The sequence below is a fragment of the Gordonia sp. w5E2 genome (assembly GCF_036540975.1).
In the GTDB taxonomy this organism is placed as follows: domain Bacteria; phylum Actinomycetota; class Actinomycetes; order Mycobacteriales; family Mycobacteriaceae; genus Gordonia; species Gordonia jacobaea.
Genome location: NZ_CP144213.1, coordinates 2956395 through 2973492, shown reverse-complemented (window position 1 = coordinate 2973492; position 17098 = coordinate 2956395). Strand labels below are relative to the sequence as shown.

Here is a 17098-nt window from a genome sequence, read left to right as displayed (position 1 = left end):
TCGTCGTAGACGCCTACTACCCTGGTGGGGTGGTGAACTGGACCGTAGACGTTCCGATCGACGAACTTCCCGAACTGCCCCCGCTTCCCGGCGACCTGCAGGCACGCTTTGCCGACGCCATGAGCAGGCCGGCACTCCAGCAGCCGAGTTGGGATCCCGAGGACGCCCACCGGATGCGCACGGTGCTCGAGAGCGTGCCGCCGATCTGCATGCCGGCAGAGGTCGAGGCTCTGTCCTCTCAGCTCGCCGACGTCGCCGAGGGACGCGCCTTTCTGCTGCAGGGCGGCGACTGCGCGGAGACGTTCGCCGACAACACCGAACCGCACATCAAGGGCAACATCCGCACCCTGCTGCAGATGGCCGTCGTGCTGACCTACGGCGCCAGCCTTCCGGTCGTGAAGGTGGCCCGCATCGCGGGGCAGTACGCCAAGCCGCGCTCTGCCGACGTCGACGCGCTCGGCCTGACGTCCTACCGCGGCGACATGGTCAACGGATTCCCACCCGTCGAAGCGGCACGAGTGCACGATCCGTCTCGCCTGGTCCGCGCGTACGCCAATGCGTCGGCAGCGATGAACCTGGTGCGCGCACTGACCGGTGCCGAAGCAGACCTGCGTCGCGTGCACGACTGGAATCGCGAGTTCGTCCGTACGTCACCCGCCGGTGCGCGGTACGAGGCCCTCGCAGGCGAGATCGACCGCGGCCTGAAGTTCATGGACGCCTGTGGCGTCACCGATTCGAGCCTGAAGTCCGCCGCGATCTTCGCCTCGCACGAAGCGCTCGTGCTCGACTACGAACGCGCGATGCTGCGCCTGGCCGACAATCCCGATCTCGACGAGTCCGGTGCCAACGGGTCCGAACTCGACGAGAAGGTGCTCTACGACCTTTCCGCGCACTTCCTCTGGATCGGTGAGCGCACACGCCAACTCGACGGTGCGCACATCGCGTTCGCCGAGCTCATCCGTAACCCCATCGGGGTCAAGATCGGACCGACGACGACACCCGAGCAGGCCGTCGAGTACGTCCAACGGCTCGATCCGCACAACCGTCCCGGACGGTTGACCTTCGTTGCCCGCATGGGTAACTCGAAGGTGCGCGAGGTGCTGCCGCCGATCGTGAGCGCGGTGGAGGCGACCGGCCACAAGGTGATCTGGCAGTCCGATCCGATGCACGGGAACACCCACACCTCGCCGACCGGGTACAAGACACGGCACTTCGACCGCGTCGTCGACGAGGTGCAGGGCTTCTTCGAGGTGCATCACGCGCTCGGTACGCACCCGGGTGGTATCCACGTCGAGCTCACCGGAGAGAACGTGACCGAGTGTCTCGGTGGCGCGCAAGACATTTCCGATCTCGACCTGTCCGGCCGATACGAGACCGCATGCGACCCGCGGCTGAACACCCAGCAGTCGCTGGAACTGGCATTCCTCGTCGCGGAGATGCTGCGCGGCTGAGCATCTCGGCACCGGGCCGGTCAGCTGGCGATCGGTTGAGCCGACGATCAGTTCAGCCGACGATCAGGGCGCCGAGCCACCAGCCGACCGAGCCGACGCCCGCTGCCACCAGCAGGACGACGGTCAGCCAGATCAGCGCCTGCAACCTTCCGCGCCCCGGGTCGTGGGTGGGCGTGTCGTCGGCCGGTCGATCGGGAATCACCGTGGGACGCTTGGTCGTCGCGGGTGGTGCTGTCGTCGGCTGCGGAGGCGCGACGAGCGACGCCGCGACCGGTTGCTGTGCCGTTGCGGGGACAGCGCGGGGTGCCACCGGACGCGGCTGTGGGCGCGCCGCGGCGGCCTGTGCGGCGCGCATCCGGACCATCGTCTCCCGCTCGGCCGAGCGGCGCGGTGCGGGAACGGTGAACGGCGGCAGGTCGAGATCGTCGGCAGCGGCGAGCAGCGCGTCGCGCATCTCGAAGGCGTCGACGTAGCGGTCGCGCGGCCGACGTTCGGTGGCGCGCAGGATCACCTCGTCGATCTCCTCGGGCACGCCGTCGATGACATCGCCGGGGGCCGGGACGTCGTAGGAGAGTCGTTGGTAGGCGAGTGCAAGTGGCGAGTCGCCGTGGAAAGGCGTTCTGCCGGTGAGTAATTCGAACATCATGACGCCCATGGAGTAGACGTCGCTCCTGGCGTCGGCGTCGGCGGATTCGACCTGCTCGGGCGACAGGTACGCCGCGGTGCCCAGGATGACGCTCGCCGAGGTGACACCCGCTTCCGCGACCGCGCGCACCAGGCCGAAGTCGGCGACCTTGACCTCGCCCGCATCGGAGATCAGGACGTTCTCGGGCTTGATGTCGCGATGGACGAGTCCTGCTCGGTGCGCGGTGCCGAGACCGCCGAGGACGGGATCGGCGACAGCGACGACCGCGTGCGGCGGCATGGGTCCCCGCTCGCGCAGCAACTCGCGCAGGCTCCCGCCTTCGACGAGTTCCATCACGAGAAACGCGGTGCCCTCGTCGATGCCTTGGTCGTAGACCGCGACCAGGCCCGGATGTTTGAGGCCTGCGACCGCACGCGCCTCGAACTCGAAGCGGCGCACGAATTGTGGGTCGCCCGAGTAGCGTCGATCCATCACCTTGACCGCGACGTCGCGACCCAACCGCAGATCGGCGCCGAGATAGACCGCCGACATCCCGCCGCGCGCGATGGGCGCATCGAGACGATAGCGGTCCTCGAGGACCGCACCGAGCAGGGTGTCGGCCGGGCTGTTCACGACGTCGAATCTACCCGGCACCACCGACCGCCGGCCCATACCTGGACGCCGTGGCGTGTACCCGAATGACGAGTTGTGCACAGCGTGACAACCGCCTGTCGGCATGCGCGGCGAAACGGTAATCTCAGGCGGGTGAGTTCTCTGCCCCTCTCGACCGACACCCTCCCCGCCGACACCGCCACCTATTCACTCGACGACGTCGCAGCACGCCTGCATGTCTCGACGAACAAGGTGCGCAATCTCATCCGGGATCATCACCTGCTGGCGATCTCGCGTGACGGTCAGCCCGCGGTGCCGCGCGTGTTCTTCGACGACGAAGGCATCGCGAAACATTTCACCGGACTCGTCGACGTATTGTTCGACGGCGGTTACACGCGCGACGAGATCATGGCGTGGCTGTTCACCGAACAGGACGACCTCGGCCTGACACCCGCAGACGCGCTGCACACCCACTCGGCCCGCGAAGTCATCCGTCGCGCGCAGGCACAGGCGTTCTGACACCCCACATCCGACGGCCGAGAGCGCCGATCCGCAGCGGATCGGTCCGCATCACCGACGCGGCCGCGAGGCCACCGAGCGCCAGCGCCAACAGTGTCTCGGGCAGTTTGTAGAACAAGATCGAGTCGTCGGGCTGAAAGACGATCAGCATGAACGTCGAGATGCCGACGACGAGTGCGCGCACCCACGTCGGCAGTGTGAACGCGACGGCCAGACACAGCACCCAGGTGTAGTACCAGGGGAGCGTCGACGGTTCGAGGATCACGACGGCCAGCATGGCGAGCACGATGCCCGCCATCGCGTCTCGCTCGGAATGCCGCTGCCGCCACCACAACACGACGAGGATGACCGCGAGAAGCGCTTCGCCGATGAGCCGGGTGATCGGCAGGACGGTCTGCAGGTTGAGCGGAGTGAACGGCGCGGCGACGAGCGTCACGAGGTGGGCGACAACCGTCGGCAGCGTAAACCAATTCACGATCCGATCCGCCCAGCCCAAACCAGTGAGCCAACCCAGGCCGAGCCCGACGAGCGCGGTCCACGCCGCGAACACCGCAACGGTGATGCCCACGATCGCGGCGAGCACGAGAGCCACGTCGCGCGCGCCCACCTGGCGCCGTTGTCGAATGTGCGCCAACCAGATCCACAGCACGAAGGGGACCGCGATCCCGGCGGTGATCTTGATCGAGACCGCACAGCCGAGCAGCACGAGCCCGCCGACGTGTCGCCCGGTGACGACCAACGCCATCCCCGCGGACAACACACCCATCATGAGCAGCTCGACGTGCGGTCCGCCCACCAGGTGGATCAGGACGAGCGGGTTGAACAGCACGAGCCACAGCCCGGCGGCGGCCGACGCCCCGAAGTGGCGGGCGAGTCGCGGAATTGCCCAGAGCGACAACAGGAGTCCCGGCAGCAGGACCAGTCGCATGGCGAGCACACCCAGGATGACGTGATCACCGGTCACGGCGACGACAAGGTGTGTCACCCACACGAAGAGCGGACCGTAGGGCGCAGTGGTCGACGCCCAGACCTGCGCCATGCTGTCGACGAGTGGTCCCGGATTGTGGGCCGGGCCGTCGGCGTACGGCGAGAAGCCCGCCCCGAACAGGGCGCCCTGGCCGAGGTAGGCGTAGACGTCGCGACTGTAGAGCGGCACGGTCACCATCAACGGTGCGGCCCACGCCAGCACCCACCTGCCCAGGTGGAGCCCGCTGTGATCACGCGTGCGGTCGCACAGGATGCGCCCAAGGCGTATCCATGCGATCACCATGAGCGTCACGCCGACCCAGAATGTGATGCTGCACAGCGATTTACCGTGTCCGTAGGTGAGCCAGCTCAGTCCGGTGTCGGTCAGTATCGGGTGGTTGCGGGGGATGTCTGCGATGCCGAAACCGCCGAGCGACACCATGATCGAGCCGATCAGACCGGCGATGAGGGTACGCCGCGTCGTCAACGATCCGCGGTCCACACGCGCGTCTGCGGCCACCGTCACGTCGGTGCCCACGCTCAGGCGTCGCGATGCGCCATACGACGCGCGACGGCAACGAGGTCGGTGTACACGGCATCGTCGATGTCGGTGCTCTCGAGGGTGGTGACGGCGGAGTCGAGCAGCGTGTCGATCGTCCGCTCGACGTCGGCGACGGCGCCCACATCGGTCAGAATGCCACGCGCAGTGGCCAATTCGTCTGCCGACAGTTCGGTCCCTATGACCGAACGCAACGTGTCGCCGAGTGCGGGATCGTCCGCGTCGGCGCGGGACAGTCCGAGCGCGAGAAGTGCTGTCCGCTTACCTGCGACGAGGTCGTCGCCCGAAGGCTTGCCGGTTCGGACCGGATCACCGAACACGCCGAGAAGATCGTCCTGCAACTGGAACGCGATGCCGAGATCGTGGCCGACCGAACGTAGTTGGTCGACGAGTTCCTCGGAGGCACCCGCGGCGCGGGCACCGAGCTCGAGTGGACGCGCGACCGTGTACGCAGCCGTCTTGAACTCCATCACCCGATAGGCGGCCTCCGTCGATTCCTCGCCACTGACCTCGTTGACGATGTCGAGGACCTGACCGCCGAGGACCTCGGTACGCATGGCCGCCCATGTCGCGATCACTCCCGGTGGCAGGGGCGCGACTTGCGGACCCGTCAGAGGCCTTCCCGCGGGCGACACGGTCGCCGGGGCGTACCCGTGGACAAGGTCGTCGGCCCATGCGAGCGCGAAATCGCCTGCCAGAACAGCCGACGCGACGCCGTGTTCAGCCGCGTCGCCGCGCCATCCGGCGTCGCGATGGCCGCGCTCGAACACCCGGTGCACCGTTGGTCTGCCGCGCCGCGTGTCGGAGGCGTCGATGATGTCGTCGTGAATGAGCGCGCACCCCTGCACGAGTTCGAGGGCGGCACTGATCCGCAGTGCGTCGGCGTCGGTGAGGCCGGTCGGGACACCGTTGGCGTCGCTGCGGCCCGCCTGCCACCCCGCGTACGCGAAGACGGGCCGGATGCGCTTGCCGCCCGACAGCACGAAATCGGCGACGACCTGCGCCGACGACCCGACGACCGGCGAAATGGCGGCGGCTGTTGACACAGCGGTACCGAGGAAGTCGCGCAGCACGGATTCGACTGCGCCGGGAACCTCGGCGAGGCGCGTGGGGACGGGAGCGGTCGAGGTCACGTGTCACAGGCTAGCCCGTACACTGGTCCGGTGAATTCATCCGCCCCGGTGCCGTCCGTCGTCGAACGTCTGTCTGCGCCGCATCCGGGACAGGTGCCCTTCTCCGTCGAGTTCCTTCCACCGAAAGATGCCGAGGGCGAAGCACGCCTGTGGCGTGCGGTGCGTGTCTTCGAGCGGCTCAATCCCGCGTTCGTGTCACTGACGTACGGCGCGGGTGGCAGCACCCGCGATCGCACCGTGCGCATCGCGGGGCAACTCGCGACCGAGACGACGCTGGTGCCGGTCGCTCATCTCACCGCGGTGAACCACTCGATCGCCGAACTGCGCTCGCTGGTCGGCGCGTACGCGGATAAGGGCATCACCAATATCCTTGCGCTACGCGGTGATCCGCCAGGAGATCCGCTCGGTGAGTGGGTCAAGCATCCCGAGGGCGTCTCGTACGCCGAAGAACTCGTCGACCTGATCGGTGGACTCGGCCAGTTCCACGTCGGTGTGGCTTCCTTCCCCGAAGGCCACCACCGCGCTCCCGATCTCGACCACGACACCCGCGTACTGGTGAGCAAGCTCCGCGCAGGCGCCGAGTACTCGGTCACCCAACTGTTCTTCGACGTCGACTTTTACCTCCGCCTGCGCGACCGCGTCGCTGCTGCCGACGCCGAGCAGGGTGCCAAGCCGATCATCCCCGAGATCATGCCGATCACGTCGCTTGCCTCGGTCCGACGGATGGTCGAGCTGTCAGGCTCGGTCCTGCCCGAGAGCGTCGAGCGACGGTTGATCGCCGCCGCGGGTTCCGGTGAACAGGAAGACAGGGCAGCGGTGCGCGCGGTCGGAATCGACATCGCCACCGAGATGTCGCAGCATCTCATCGCCGAGGGCGTCCCCGGGCTGCACTTCATCAGCCTCAACTTCGCCAAGGCCACCTGCGAGGTACTCGACCGGCTCGGCGTCGACACCTCCGACGCCCTGCCGCTCGTCTCGTCGAACTAACCAGCGCCGGCCGGCGCAACTGCCCCGCTGGGAGGCCTAGCCGGCGGAGCCTGTGCTCTCCGGCTTCTCGCCGCCCGACGTCGTCGTCGCGGATTCTGCGTGCGCGGCAGGTGCGGTAGTCGAAGGCTGTGCGCTTGCCTTCGGAGTTGTCGTCTTCGGTGCCGTTGCCTTTTGGACGGGTGCGCTTCGACGCACCGGCCGCGGCCGCCCGGGGCGAGGGCTCGTGTCGCGGTGCGAGTACGCCAACCAGATGACGAGCGCGACGACGAGCAGGCACACGATCACGAGGAGCCACGTCCATCCGGTGAACGCCGCGGTCGCGGGGTCGGGGTATGTCGCATCGGCGATGAACTCGGTGACCTTGCCCGGTTCGGGTGTCCACGTGACCGAGGTCTCCGAATCCTGCTTCGCCACGTTGCTCGCGGTGATCGGACCAGCGAACGCCAGGGTGAACTTGAGGTAGTCGCGTTCCTCGAGTCCGTTGAGATCTGCACTGCCGCGGAAGCGCACGACGTCGCCGCTGCGCTTGGCGTTCAGCTCCATCGTCATCGACGTGTCGCCGAACGCGTTGGCGACGATGTCGCCGAGCTGACTGAGCTGACCGGCGGTCAGATCGGAGAACGTCGCCCTGGTACCGACCCGGCTGGCGCCCTGCCCTGTGGTTCCCGGCTGTGTCCCGGTCGACGGTGCGCCTGCGGATGGGGCGCTTGCGGACGGGGCGCCCGGAGACGGTGAAGCCGACGGGTTCGCCGAGTCGCCCCCACCCGTGTTGGGGCCTTCGCGGTAGTCGGAGGTCGACACGTTGTTGCGCATCGATTCGGGAATGTCGAGTCGTGGCGCGCCGCTGGGATTGTCCGGCGAGGTGGCGACGATGACCGTGCCGGCATACCGGTCGCCGACGGTGGTCGAGCGGGTCAGACACCCCGACAGCAGAGGAATGGCCGTGAGCAGGATCAACACCGACGCGACCGCGGTTCGCGCGGAACGTCTGCGCGTCGGATCGGTCGGGCGTCGCGTGGTAGCCGGTTGCACGTGCTCATCGTGCCAGAAGGGCACCGTCGCCTCGCACACCCTGCGGCGTGTGTCAGGCGGGGAGTGTCGGATGGGGAGTGTCGGATGCGGGGTGCCGGATGGGAGCGTCAGCGACGCCGTCGGCTCGCCGCGATCGCGAGCTGCCCTGCGATCCGCCCGCTGGCACCGGTCACCCCACCGCCGGGATGCGTCGACGCCCCGGCGAGGAAGAGTCCTGCTGCCCCGGGCACACGGTGCCCGGCCAGGTCGGGGTGCGGCCGATAGACGAACATCTGGTCGATCGTCATCTCGACGTGCATGATGTTGCCGCCGACCAGCCCGAGTTCGGATTCCAGATCGGCCGGCGTCTGTACATAACGATGGTCGACCGACGCACTGAACCCCGGTGCGTGGCGATCGACTTCGGTGAGGATCTCGTCCACGGCGACCGAGCCGGCCGTCGACCACTGTCCTTCGCGCAACTGTCGGGGATGCCACTGCGACCATACGGTGATCGAATGTCGTTGTGCGGGAGCAAGTGTCGGGTCGATCGCCGAGAAACTCATCACAACGCACGGTGGGCGCGGTGGTAATTCGCCGACCGAGGCCGCGGTGTACGCGCGACGAAGCTGTGCACGATCGGTGACGAGGAGTCCCAGCGCCGAATGCACGCCGTGCGGTGGAAGGTCCGACGGCAGGTCGCGGTAGGCGGGGAGTGCGCGTGTGCCGAGCCGGACTGCCATCCCGATGCCGGAGCCGATGTCGATCTCGCGCCGCCACCGATCGATCTCCGCTGGTGGGGCAGCTCGCCCGGCGTCGAGCATGTCGAGTGTCGCGATTATGTGGCAGGCGGCGATCACCTGGTCGGTGCAGTGGCTGTCCTCGCCGGTCTGAACGCACCAATGATCGCCACAGCGGCTGATCGACGTCGCGGGCGATCCGGTGAGTACCTGTGCGCCGTCGGCGTCGAGGCGATGCAGGAGGGATTCGGTGAGCGCGCCGCTGCCGCCGACCGCCCTGCCAGGGGGAATCCGATGCATGAGTGCCGCGAACCCGACCATGGGTGCGGTACCCGGCGCGTTCATCGGCGGACCCGATTGCGCGCCGAACCAGGCGAGAGCCGCTTTGAGTCGTTCGGAGGTGAACCAGCGATCGAGGAGGGCGTCGCCGGACATCATCAGTTCCTGGGTCGCCGACATGAGCGACCCCGCACGTCTACCGATGAACCCGGTACGGGCGGTGTGGGCGGTGTTTCCGATACCGGTGAATGCCCGTCCGAACCGGGGGAGCGTTGCCGGCGAGTTGAACGCGTCGAGCACAGCCCGCGACCGCGGACCCCACACGTCGACGAATCGTCGGTAGGCGTCCGCGTCGGCGTCTGAGCACGCGGCGGCGATCGACGCGCAGGTCGCGTCGAGGTCGGTGCGGAACACCAACGGTGGTCCGTCCTGCGTCGCGGGTGCGAAACCCCAAGGGTCGCAGTCGATATAGCGCAGACCGTGCGCGGAAAGTTCGAGCTCGTCGATGATCGGGGAGTGTCGGATCATCAGATGCGCCGACGATCCGCGATCGACTCGATAGCCCGGAAAGCGTTCGACGGTCGAAACGGCGCCGCCCGGGATGTCGTCGCGTTCCACGACGAGCACAGAACGTCCCGCGCGGGCGAGGTAGGCGGCCGCGATGAGGCCGTTGTGACCTGCACCCACGACAACGGCGTCGTGCCGGGGCTTATGGCCTGAGCCGCCTCGGCGGCTCACCGCGCCGCCGCTGGTGGCGTACCTGTGAGAGGTTCGGTAGCCGCGTCGAGCGGGAGTCGTCGACCGAGGAAAGCGAAGGGTCGTGGGTCGCCGGTGAAGGTGAAGTGGCGCAGCACATCGTCGAAGCCCATCCTGCGGTAGAGGGACCACGCCCGATTTCGTTCGGCGGGAATCTCCGGGGTGGACAGTAGGACGTGGTCTTCTTGACGGTCGCTCAGCAGCGCGGTCAGCAACCATTCGCCGATGCCGTGGCCCTGAGCGGTCGGGTGGACGTGGAGTTCGGTGAGTTCGAAGTAGTTGGTTGCGATGCGTTCGATGGTGTCGCGGTCGCAGCCGGACAGTCGGAGACCGGTTCTGAGCTGGTGATTCCACCACTGGTCGTCGGCGCCGCGATAGCCGTAGGCGATGCCGACCATGATCTCGTGCCCGGACGGCGACACCGGAGGGCCGATTCGTCGACGCTCCGCGTCGGGGTCGAGCCGGATGTCGGGGGAGACGGCCGTCAGCGCCGCGTATGCGGTCCACCCGCGTCGTGCGATGTGTTCGCGCCAGAGCGGAACCCGGTGGTGCTCGGTGCCACGCGGGTAGTCCATCGCGGTCACGTAGACATTCAGGGCAGCGTCGAGCCAGGCCGGGGAGTCCTGGCCGGTCAACCGAACGAGTCGGGTCGCCAACTGCTCGTTGTCCTTCCTCCCGCAGTCCGCCGCGCGCGTCGCGTTCCTGGCAGGCCGCAGCCGATCGGGAATGTCGGTACCGAGTTCTACGCTTCTGCTGTCGGGAATGGGGCCACATCTCCTCTTGAAGAGTGTCGCCGTTCTAGCTATATTGAATATGTCGAACGGGTGTTCGATGAACGTGCCTCCGCAAGCCGTTCTGCGTCACCCACGACAGTCTGGGCGGTCCGGCGACGGACGAGGGAAGCGTGCATCGCCGGACCGTACCGGGACTTGGTCACACAGGAACGACTTGGTCACACAGGAACGTGAAAGCCGCTCGGGTGTCGAGCGGACGCAACACCGAAGGGAGCGCGAGATGGCAGTCCATAGGCCGACGCGCGGCACAGTGCGTCACGCACGGCGAGGTGCAGTGGTGCGTCCGGAGATCGACCCGATGGTCGTCGTGCGTGCTCGCGACCTCCTCGATCGCGCAGAGATCCTGGTCGAGAATGCCGACGGCGTGCCAGACGACGCCGAACGGTTCCGCCAGTACTACTTGGCGGCGCTGCGGGCGGCAGGAGCGGCACTCGCGGTGTACGAACCACCCGCGAAGCGCGCATCTCGACGCGTGTCCCCAAATGCGTGGTCGCGGATCTCGTCGGCCGTTCCTGATCTGGCAGAGTTCGCCGAAGCGTTTGCCCGGATGTCGTCTGTGCGCATGGAGATCGAGTCAGGCCTGCGTCGCTCCGTCGAGGGTGCGACGGTCGTGGCGCTCCGCTCCCGTGTGTTGTCGTTTCTCGACGCCGTCGAAGACATCATCGTCGCCTACGAACAGGGAAAGCTTGCGCACCAAGCGGTCGACCGGTCCGACTACGGCTACGACCACATCGCCTGATTCATCGGTTCGTCCGCGCCTGCGGTTCGCGCTTCGCGGCCGAAGGCGCCCGTACGGCGGTTGTGATCGGCGGTCGTTTCACCCGACGTGATCACAGGACCCGAATTGTCGCTATTGGCGGCTTCGATGTGACGGTCGGGTGGTTATGGTGGTCGCGCTTGCAATCACCTCGTATCATGGAAGCAGTGAGCCGCGAACACATGTCACGAGACTGGCGTCCGCGGTCGCCACAATCTCGTTGATGTGTGAATCGGCAACGTAGTAAGGAGGGTCGGTGCCACTCTCGGAGCACGAGCAGCGCATGCTCGAACAGATCGAAAGTGCTCTTTACGCCGAGGACCCGAAGTTCGCGTCCAGCGTGAAGCGTCGGCGGCTTGGCCGGTCGTCGGGTCGTCGTCGTCTTCAGGCGGCGGCGGTCTTCGTCGTGGGTCTTGTGCTGCTCGTCGTCGGCCCATTGGTGGGCCTCAGCGTCGCCGGGCTTCCCGTCGTCAGCCTCATCGGATTTCTCGTGATGTTCGGCGCAGGCCTCCTCGCTCTGTGGGGCGGTGGCCGCTCGGGTCCCGAGAATTCGGCACCCGCCGAGGCCCCCGCGCGGCCGGCAGGCAAGCGCAAGTTCACCGAGCGCATGGAAGAACGGTTCAACCGCCGCTTCGACCAGGAGTGACCCAGGCGCCTGATTGATCAGGCGTCTCCCTTCGGCCACATTGTGTGTCGTATCGAAGGATGTGTGTGCTGCAGCACCCACGGCCTTCGATAAGACACACATTCACGCCTCCACCACTCCTTGAGATAGTCAGATCTCACAAACAGCAGGGCAACACATCGCACCAATGTGTTGCCCTGTTGTCGTATGCGGGTGAGCACGCCGTGTCCGCACCGGCCCCCGCCGGCCACCTCACCTCTAACCCTGCCTTCTGGTGGGCAATGCACCCATCCGCTCGGGTCTGCCTGATCGAACCTCCCACTCCGGAGCTCCCGCGACGCCGCCGCCAGCTGTGCGGCCCCTGATTCCCCACGCCGCCCCACCGCGGTCCCCACAGCGCCCCACCGCCTTCCCCACATCTCCCCACCCGGGCACAAAACTGGCTCCCATCAGTCACTTTGATGCTGTTTCGTCCTTCTGGACACACGAATGGCGGGCTGGGACACGCGGCGCGTGGTGTCATCCACCACCGCGTTTCTCTGCGTTGACCTGCAGCAATAGTTGTTGATAGCGACTTCAGGGGGTGGAAGGGGTGGAAAGTGGTGGAAAGTGGGGTACTGTGGCAGCACTGGGTGAGACGAACCGGAACGGATCGCTCAGGGGGCAGGAGGTGTCGACATGTCGTCAGTTCGATTTGTCGGCACCTACACACCCAAGTTGGACGACAAAGGGCGACTGACATTGCCCGCCAAGTTCCGCGACGCACTGGCAGGAGGCGTGATGGTCACAAAAGGCCAAGACCACAGCCTGTCGGTGTTTCGAGCCGAGGAGTTCGACGAGATCGCCGCCCGAATTGTGGAGGCATCCCGTAACGATCCGCAGGCACGAGCCTTTCAGCGCTACTTCTTCGCCAGCACCGAGGAGCAGCGCCCGGATGGGCAGGGTCGGATCAGCTTGTCTCCCGACCATCGGGAGTACGCGGAGCTGACCAAGGAGTGCGTGGTGTTCGGCAGTTTCGATCACCTGGAGATCTGGGACGCGCAGAAGTGGCGCGAGTACCAGAACGAGCACGAGGAGAACTTCTCGGCAGCCAACTCGGCCGCATTGAACGCGGTCTTGTAGCCGAGGAATGGCACACGATGGACAGGGCTTCGGGTGGATCGAGGCCCCGGTCCGGAACGACCCTGGCGTACTTCCCCAACGCCAGGTGCGCGACCGGACCGGGACCCCGCTTCACCCGGCGAGACTCTTCGCACGGACCGGTGTCGGTGCCAGGGATTCAAGATGAGTGTGCGTGGCCGCAACGGGTCGGGGCGTGCAGACAGCACGCGTCGGGAGGTGATTCGGTGAACGCGCCACACGACGACGAACGTCGTTCCGGAGAATTCGGCCACGTGCCCGTCATGGCACGGCGGATCACCGAACTTCTCGCACCGGACTTGACCCACTCTGGTGCCGACCACTCGGAAACCGACCGTCCGGTGTTCGTCGACGCGACGTTGGGCGCCGGCGGCCACAGCGAACTCATACTCACCGAATTCCCCGACGCGCGTGTGATCGGCATCGACCGTGACGAGTCGGCGTTGAACATCGCACGTGATCGCCTCGCCCGCTTCGGCGACCGGATCTCGTTTCACCAGTCTCGATTCGACGGCATCGACGACGTCCTCGCCGAGGCAGGCGTCGACCACATCGACGGCGCGCTCTTCGATCTCGGTGTGTCGTCGATGCAACTCGACCGCGCCGATCGTGGATTCGCCTACGCCGTCGACGCCCCGCTGGACATGCGGATGAATCCGGACGACGACCTGACCGCGGCAGACGTGCTCAACACGTACTCGCACGGCGACCTCGCACGGGTGCTGTCGGAATACGGAGAAGAACGCTTCGCAGGCAAGATCGCGTCAGCCGTTCTCCGGGCCCGTGAGACCGAACCCTTCACAACGAGTGGGCGGCTCGTCGAATTGCTTTATGCCGCAATTCCTGCGGCCACACGTCGGACCGGTGGGCATCCCGCGAAGCGCACGTTCCAGGCGCTGCGGATCGAGGTCAATCACGAACTCGACGCCCTACGTCTCGCGTTGCCCGCAGCGCTCGATGCGCTCGCGGTGGGTGGACGCGTGGTGGTGATGAGTTATCAGTCGCTCGAAGACCGAATTGTCAAGCGCGAGTTCGCGTCTCGTACCACTTCGACGTCGCCACCCGGCCTTCCGGTCGAACTGCCGGGAACCGCACCCAAATTCAGACTCGTCACCCGAGGTGCCGAGCAGGCAGGCGAGGCCGAGCTCGCCGAGAATCCGCGGTCTGCCCCGGTACGGGTCCGCGCCATCGAACGTGTCGAGAGGAATCGGTCATGACAGTGCTCGACGACCGCACCGTCGCCGACAGCGCAGGTGCAGCCACCACAACGCCAACCCGTCGTCCGCGTCGGGAGAATCTCGAATCCGAGCGTGCCAACCGCTCGCGAGCAGCCCAACGTGCGCTCGATCGCCGTCGCAATCGCGTTGTGGCGCAGGGCTCTACGCGGACGCGCGGTGAGCGCGATTCGGCCGTCCGACGTGTCTCGCTGTTCACTCGTGCGCGGTCGGTTCCGTTCGTGGTGCCCGTTCTCGCGCTGCTCGTCGTGGGTCTCGGGTTGAGTCTCTGGCTGTCGACGAAGGCCGCGCAGGATTCCTACCGACTCGGAATCGAGCGCAAGGTCAACCAGTCGCTCGTCGACCGCCGCGACAGTCTCAAGCGCAGCTACGAGTCGGGTGACTCGGCGCCCGAATTGTCCGACAAGGCAGCGAAATTGGGGATGATCCCGGTTCAGAATCCGGCCCGGATGGTTGTCGGCGCCAATGGTAAGCCCAAGGTGCTCGGCGATCCCGAGCCCGCATCCGGCAAGCCGATGGGGACGATCAACCCCGACGACAAGCCCGATCCCACCAGCAAGATCGACAAGAGCAAGGTCAGTGATTCGATGGGCCTCGGGGGTGCGGACGCATCGGACTCGAGTGCCGCCCCGTCCGGTGATGCGGCCAGGTCCGGCGATAGCAACTCGTCCGGCGCCGGCTCATCCAATTCGCCAGCGCCGAACAACAATACGGCTCCTGGAACCAACACCACGCCGACCCAGAACCAGGGCGGCGACGCCCCGGCACGCGCCGATGCTCCCGCGCGCGCTGACGCTCCGGCGCCGGGGGCCGCTGCCGCACCCAATCCGAATGTTGCACCCTCGGCTCAGACGAATGGCAACCCGCCGAGCGCAAATTCGGCGGGAGCCCGTTAGGGCAGTGGACAATTGACAACCATGACACGCGCCAGTTTTCAGCGGATCGGTGAGCGTTTCGACCCGCCCACTGCGCAGCCCCGGTCAGGGCGACGCCCAGCACCTGCGGGCGGAGGGTCGGGTACCGGTGGCCGCGGAGGCGGACGGGGTCGAGGTCCCCGCACCTTTGAATTCCGTAGTCGCGCTGTAGGAGTCGTGATTCTCCTCGTGGTGTTGGCGGTGGCGATCCGGATGATCGTCGTGCACACCATCGAGGCGTCGTCGATCTCGGCGGAGGCGGCGCAGCAACGCGAGTACACCCAGGTGCTGACGGCCAAGCGTGGGGCCATCCTCGACCGCAACGGGCGCCCCCTCGCGTACACCGACGAGGCGCGTTCACTCACGTTCCTGCCCAAGGCAGTTCGCAAGTCGATCGAGGCCGAGCACAAGAAGAACCCCGAGTACCCCGATGTGGACAAGAGGCTCAAGGAGATCGCCGACGGTGTGTCGTCGGCGCTCGGCGGATCGATCAGTTCCGACGATCTGCACAAGAAGCTGACGAGCGACGACGGGTTCGTGTATCTCGCGCGATCGGTCAGTCCCGAGGTCGCGGCACGGATCGTCGCCGACTATCCCGAGGTGGGCGCCGACCCGCAGGCGATCCGTCTCTATCCGGGTGGCTCGCTGGCGGCCAACGTCGTCGGCGACGTCAACTACGACGGAAACGGGTTGATCGGTCTCGAGGCGTCGATGGATTCGGTACTCGCGGGGACCGACGGATCGAAGACGTACGACCGCGGCTCCGACGGCGCGGTGATCCCGGGTAGCACCCGCAACGTGCACCCGGCCATCAATGGCGCCACGGTGAAACTGACGCTCGACTCAGACATCCAGTGGTTCGTGCAGAGCGAGGTCAACAAGGCCAAGCAGGCGTCCGGCGCGAAGTCGGCGTCGGCGGTCGTGCTCGACGCGAAGACCGGCGAGGTGCTCGCGATGGCCAACGACGGAACGTTCAACGCATCCAAGCCGCTGTCGGAACAGACCAAATCCGACCTGGGCAACCCGGCGGTCACCTCGCCGTTCGAACCGGGGTCGGTGAACAAGATCGTCGCTGCCTCCGCCGCCGTCGAATACGGGCTGACCAGGCCGGACGAGGTGTTGCAGGTGCCGGGCAGTATCAACATGGCCGGAGTCACCGTCAACGACGCGTGGTCGCACGGCGTCGAGCCGTACACGACGGCGGGCATCTTCAGTAAGTCGTCCAACGTCGGAACGCTGATGCTGGCCAAGCGTGTCGGTGAGCAACGGTTCGCCGACATGGTGAAGCGCTTCGGGCTCGGGCAGCGGACCGGCGTCGGCCTTCCGGCAGAGAGCGGTGGAGCGGTTCCCGCGCTGAGTCAGTGGTCGGGTGGTTCGTTTGCCAATCTGCCCATCGGGCAGGGCCTCTCGATGTCGCTCCTGCAGATGACCGCGATGTATCAGGCGATCGCCAACGACGGTCTCCGTGTGCCACCGCGCATCCTCGAGTCGGAGCAGCGCGACGGCGGCAACGTCGAGGATGCTGACCGGCCCGCTGGTGTCCGAGTGGTCAGTCCGCAGACCGCGCGTACGGTTCGCGACATGTTCCGCGGGGTCTTCCAGGAGGACCCGATGGGCGTGCAGTCGGGAACGGGCTACAAGGGTGCGGTCTCGGGCTATCAGATGTCGGGCAAGACGGGTACAGCGCAGCAGGTCGACCCGGCGTGCGGGTGCTACTCGAACTCGAGCTACAACATCACGTTCGCAGGCATCGCTCCTGCCGACAACCCGCGCTTCGTGGTGGGCATCATGCTCGACAACCCCAAGCGAAGCTCCGACGGCAGCGGCGGACAGTCGGCGGCGCCGCTGTTCGGGACGATCGCCTCGTGGATTCTGCAGCGCCAGCAAGTGCCGCTGTCTCCCACGCCTACGCCGTGGATCAAGCTCGAGGCGCGCTGATTTGCCGGTGGGCGCGCCGTCACGAATTGTCCTGACGGTATCGTGAGTGCGTTCCGG

Annotated in this window: 15 protein-coding genes; 9 read left to right on the top strand and 6 right to left on the bottom strand. The window is 66.7% G+C overall.

Annotated features, from left to right (window positions below; translation table 11 throughout):
- The first annotated feature begins 29 nt into the window (after positions 1 to 29).
- Positions 30 to 1451 carry a class II 3-deoxy-7-phosphoheptulonate synthase gene (locus RND64_RS13335; protein ID WP_049698248.1) on the top strand — a complete coding sequence of 474 codons (1422 nt, stop codon included), beginning with the start codon at positions 30 to 32 and terminating at the stop codon, positions 1449 to 1451.
- Positions 1452 to 1503: 52 nt separating this feature from the next.
- Here the strand turns inward: RND64_RS13335 and RND64_RS13330 are convergent, their stop codons facing one another.
- A complete protein-coding gene (locus tag RND64_RS13330; RefSeq protein ID WP_049698582.1) occupies positions 1504 to 2709 on the bottom strand; it encodes a protein kinase domain-containing protein in 1206 nt (401 codons plus the stop codon).
- A 132-nt stretch (positions 2710 to 2841) separates the two neighbouring features.
- On the opposite strand from RND64_RS13330, the gene RND64_RS13325 reads away from it, so the two are divergent.
- Positions 2842 to 3207: an Rv2175c family DNA-binding protein gene (locus RND64_RS13325; protein ID WP_064864524.1), complete on the top strand. Its 366-nt coding sequence runs from the start codon at positions 2842 to 2844 to the stop codon at positions 3205 to 3207.
- Here RND64_RS13325 and RND64_RS13320 read toward each other — a convergent pair.
- Together RND64_RS13320 and RND64_RS13315 are read right to left on the bottom strand one after the other, a co-directional pair.
- Positions 3176 to 4711, bottom strand: coding sequence for an alpha-(1->6)-mannopyranosyltransferase A (locus RND64_RS13320; RefSeq protein ID WP_152930029.1), 1536 nt, complete (start codon positions 4709 to 4711; stop codon positions 3176 to 3178). The two genes, RND64_RS13325 and RND64_RS13320, sit on opposite strands and share 32 nt — an antisense overlap.
- A gap of 2 nt (positions 4712 to 4713) precedes the next feature.
- Positions 4714 to 5865 (bottom strand): polyprenyl synthetase family protein, encoded by a 1152-nt coding sequence (locus RND64_RS13315; RefSeq protein ID WP_049698246.1) that lies wholly within the window; start codon positions 5863 to 5865, stop codon positions 4714 to 4716.
- Here RND64_RS13315 and RND64_RS13310 point away from each other — a divergent pair, their 5' ends adjacent.
- Positions 5866 to 6852 (top strand): methylenetetrahydrofolate reductase, encoded by a 987-nt coding sequence (locus RND64_RS13310; RefSeq protein WP_083444324.1) that lies wholly within the window; start codon positions 5866 to 5868, stop codon positions 6850 to 6852.
- A 36-nt stretch (positions 6853 to 6888) separates the two neighbouring features.
- Here RND64_RS13310 and RND64_RS13305 read toward each other — a convergent pair whose 3' ends face one another.
- The 3 genes from RND64_RS13305 to RND64_RS13295 form a co-directional block, all read right to left on the bottom strand.
- Positions 6889 to 7884 (bottom strand): LppM family (lipo)protein, encoded by a 996-nt coding sequence (locus RND64_RS13305; protein ID WP_049698580.1) that lies wholly within the window; start codon positions 7882 to 7884, stop codon positions 6889 to 6891.
- Between the two features lie 107 nt (positions 7885 to 7991).
- Positions 7992 to 9569 (bottom strand): phytoene desaturase family protein, encoded by a 1578-nt coding sequence (locus tag RND64_RS13300; protein WP_235434303.1) that lies wholly within the window; start codon positions 9567 to 9569, stop codon positions 7992 to 7994.
- Between the two features lie 47 nt (positions 9570 to 9616).
- Entirely contained in the window at positions 9617 to 10294 is a 678-nt protein-coding gene (locus RND64_RS13295) for a GNAT family N-acetyltransferase (RefSeq protein WP_049698243.1), read from the bottom strand.
- 358 nt (positions 10295 to 10652) lie between these two features.
- On the opposite strand from RND64_RS13295, the gene RND64_RS13290 reads away from it, so the two are divergent.
- From RND64_RS13290 to RND64_RS13265, 6 genes are all read left to right on the top strand, one after another.
- Positions 10653 to 11171: an SAV_6107 family HEPN domain-containing protein gene (locus tag RND64_RS13290; protein ID WP_049698242.1), complete on the top strand. Its 519-nt coding sequence runs from the start codon at positions 10653 to 10655 to the stop codon at positions 11169 to 11171.
- A 274-nt stretch (positions 11172 to 11445) separates the two neighbouring features.
- The gene (locus RND64_RS13285) at positions 11446 to 11835 is read left to right on the top strand and encodes a DUF3040 domain-containing protein (RefSeq protein WP_049698241.1); all 390 of its coding nucleotides are present in this window, start codon (positions 11446 to 11448) and stop codon (positions 11833 to 11835) included.
- 657 nt (positions 11836 to 12492) lie between these two features.
- Entirely contained in the window at positions 12493 to 12936 is a 444-nt protein-coding gene (gene mraZ / locus RND64_RS13280) for a division/cell wall cluster transcriptional repressor MraZ (protein WP_005176306.1), read from the top strand.
- A gap of 224 nt (positions 12937 to 13160) precedes the next feature.
- Entirely contained in the window at positions 13161 to 14171 is a 1011-nt protein-coding gene (rsmH, locus tag RND64_RS13275) for a 16S rRNA (cytosine(1402)-N(4))-methyltransferase RsmH (protein WP_049698240.1), read from the top strand.
- Positions 14168 to 15085, top strand: coding sequence for a hypothetical protein (locus tag RND64_RS13270; RefSeq protein WP_049698239.1), 918 nt, complete (start codon positions 14168 to 14170; stop codon positions 15083 to 15085). The genes rsmH and RND64_RS13270 overlap by 4 nt, the downstream gene beginning before the upstream one ends.
- 21 nt (positions 15086 to 15106) lie before the next feature.
- A complete protein-coding gene (locus tag RND64_RS13265) occupies positions 15107 to 17041 on the top strand; it encodes a peptidoglycan D,D-transpeptidase FtsI family protein (RefSeq protein ID WP_049698238.1) in 1935 nt (644 codons plus the stop codon).
- Positions 17042 to 17098: the final 57 nt, after the last annotated feature.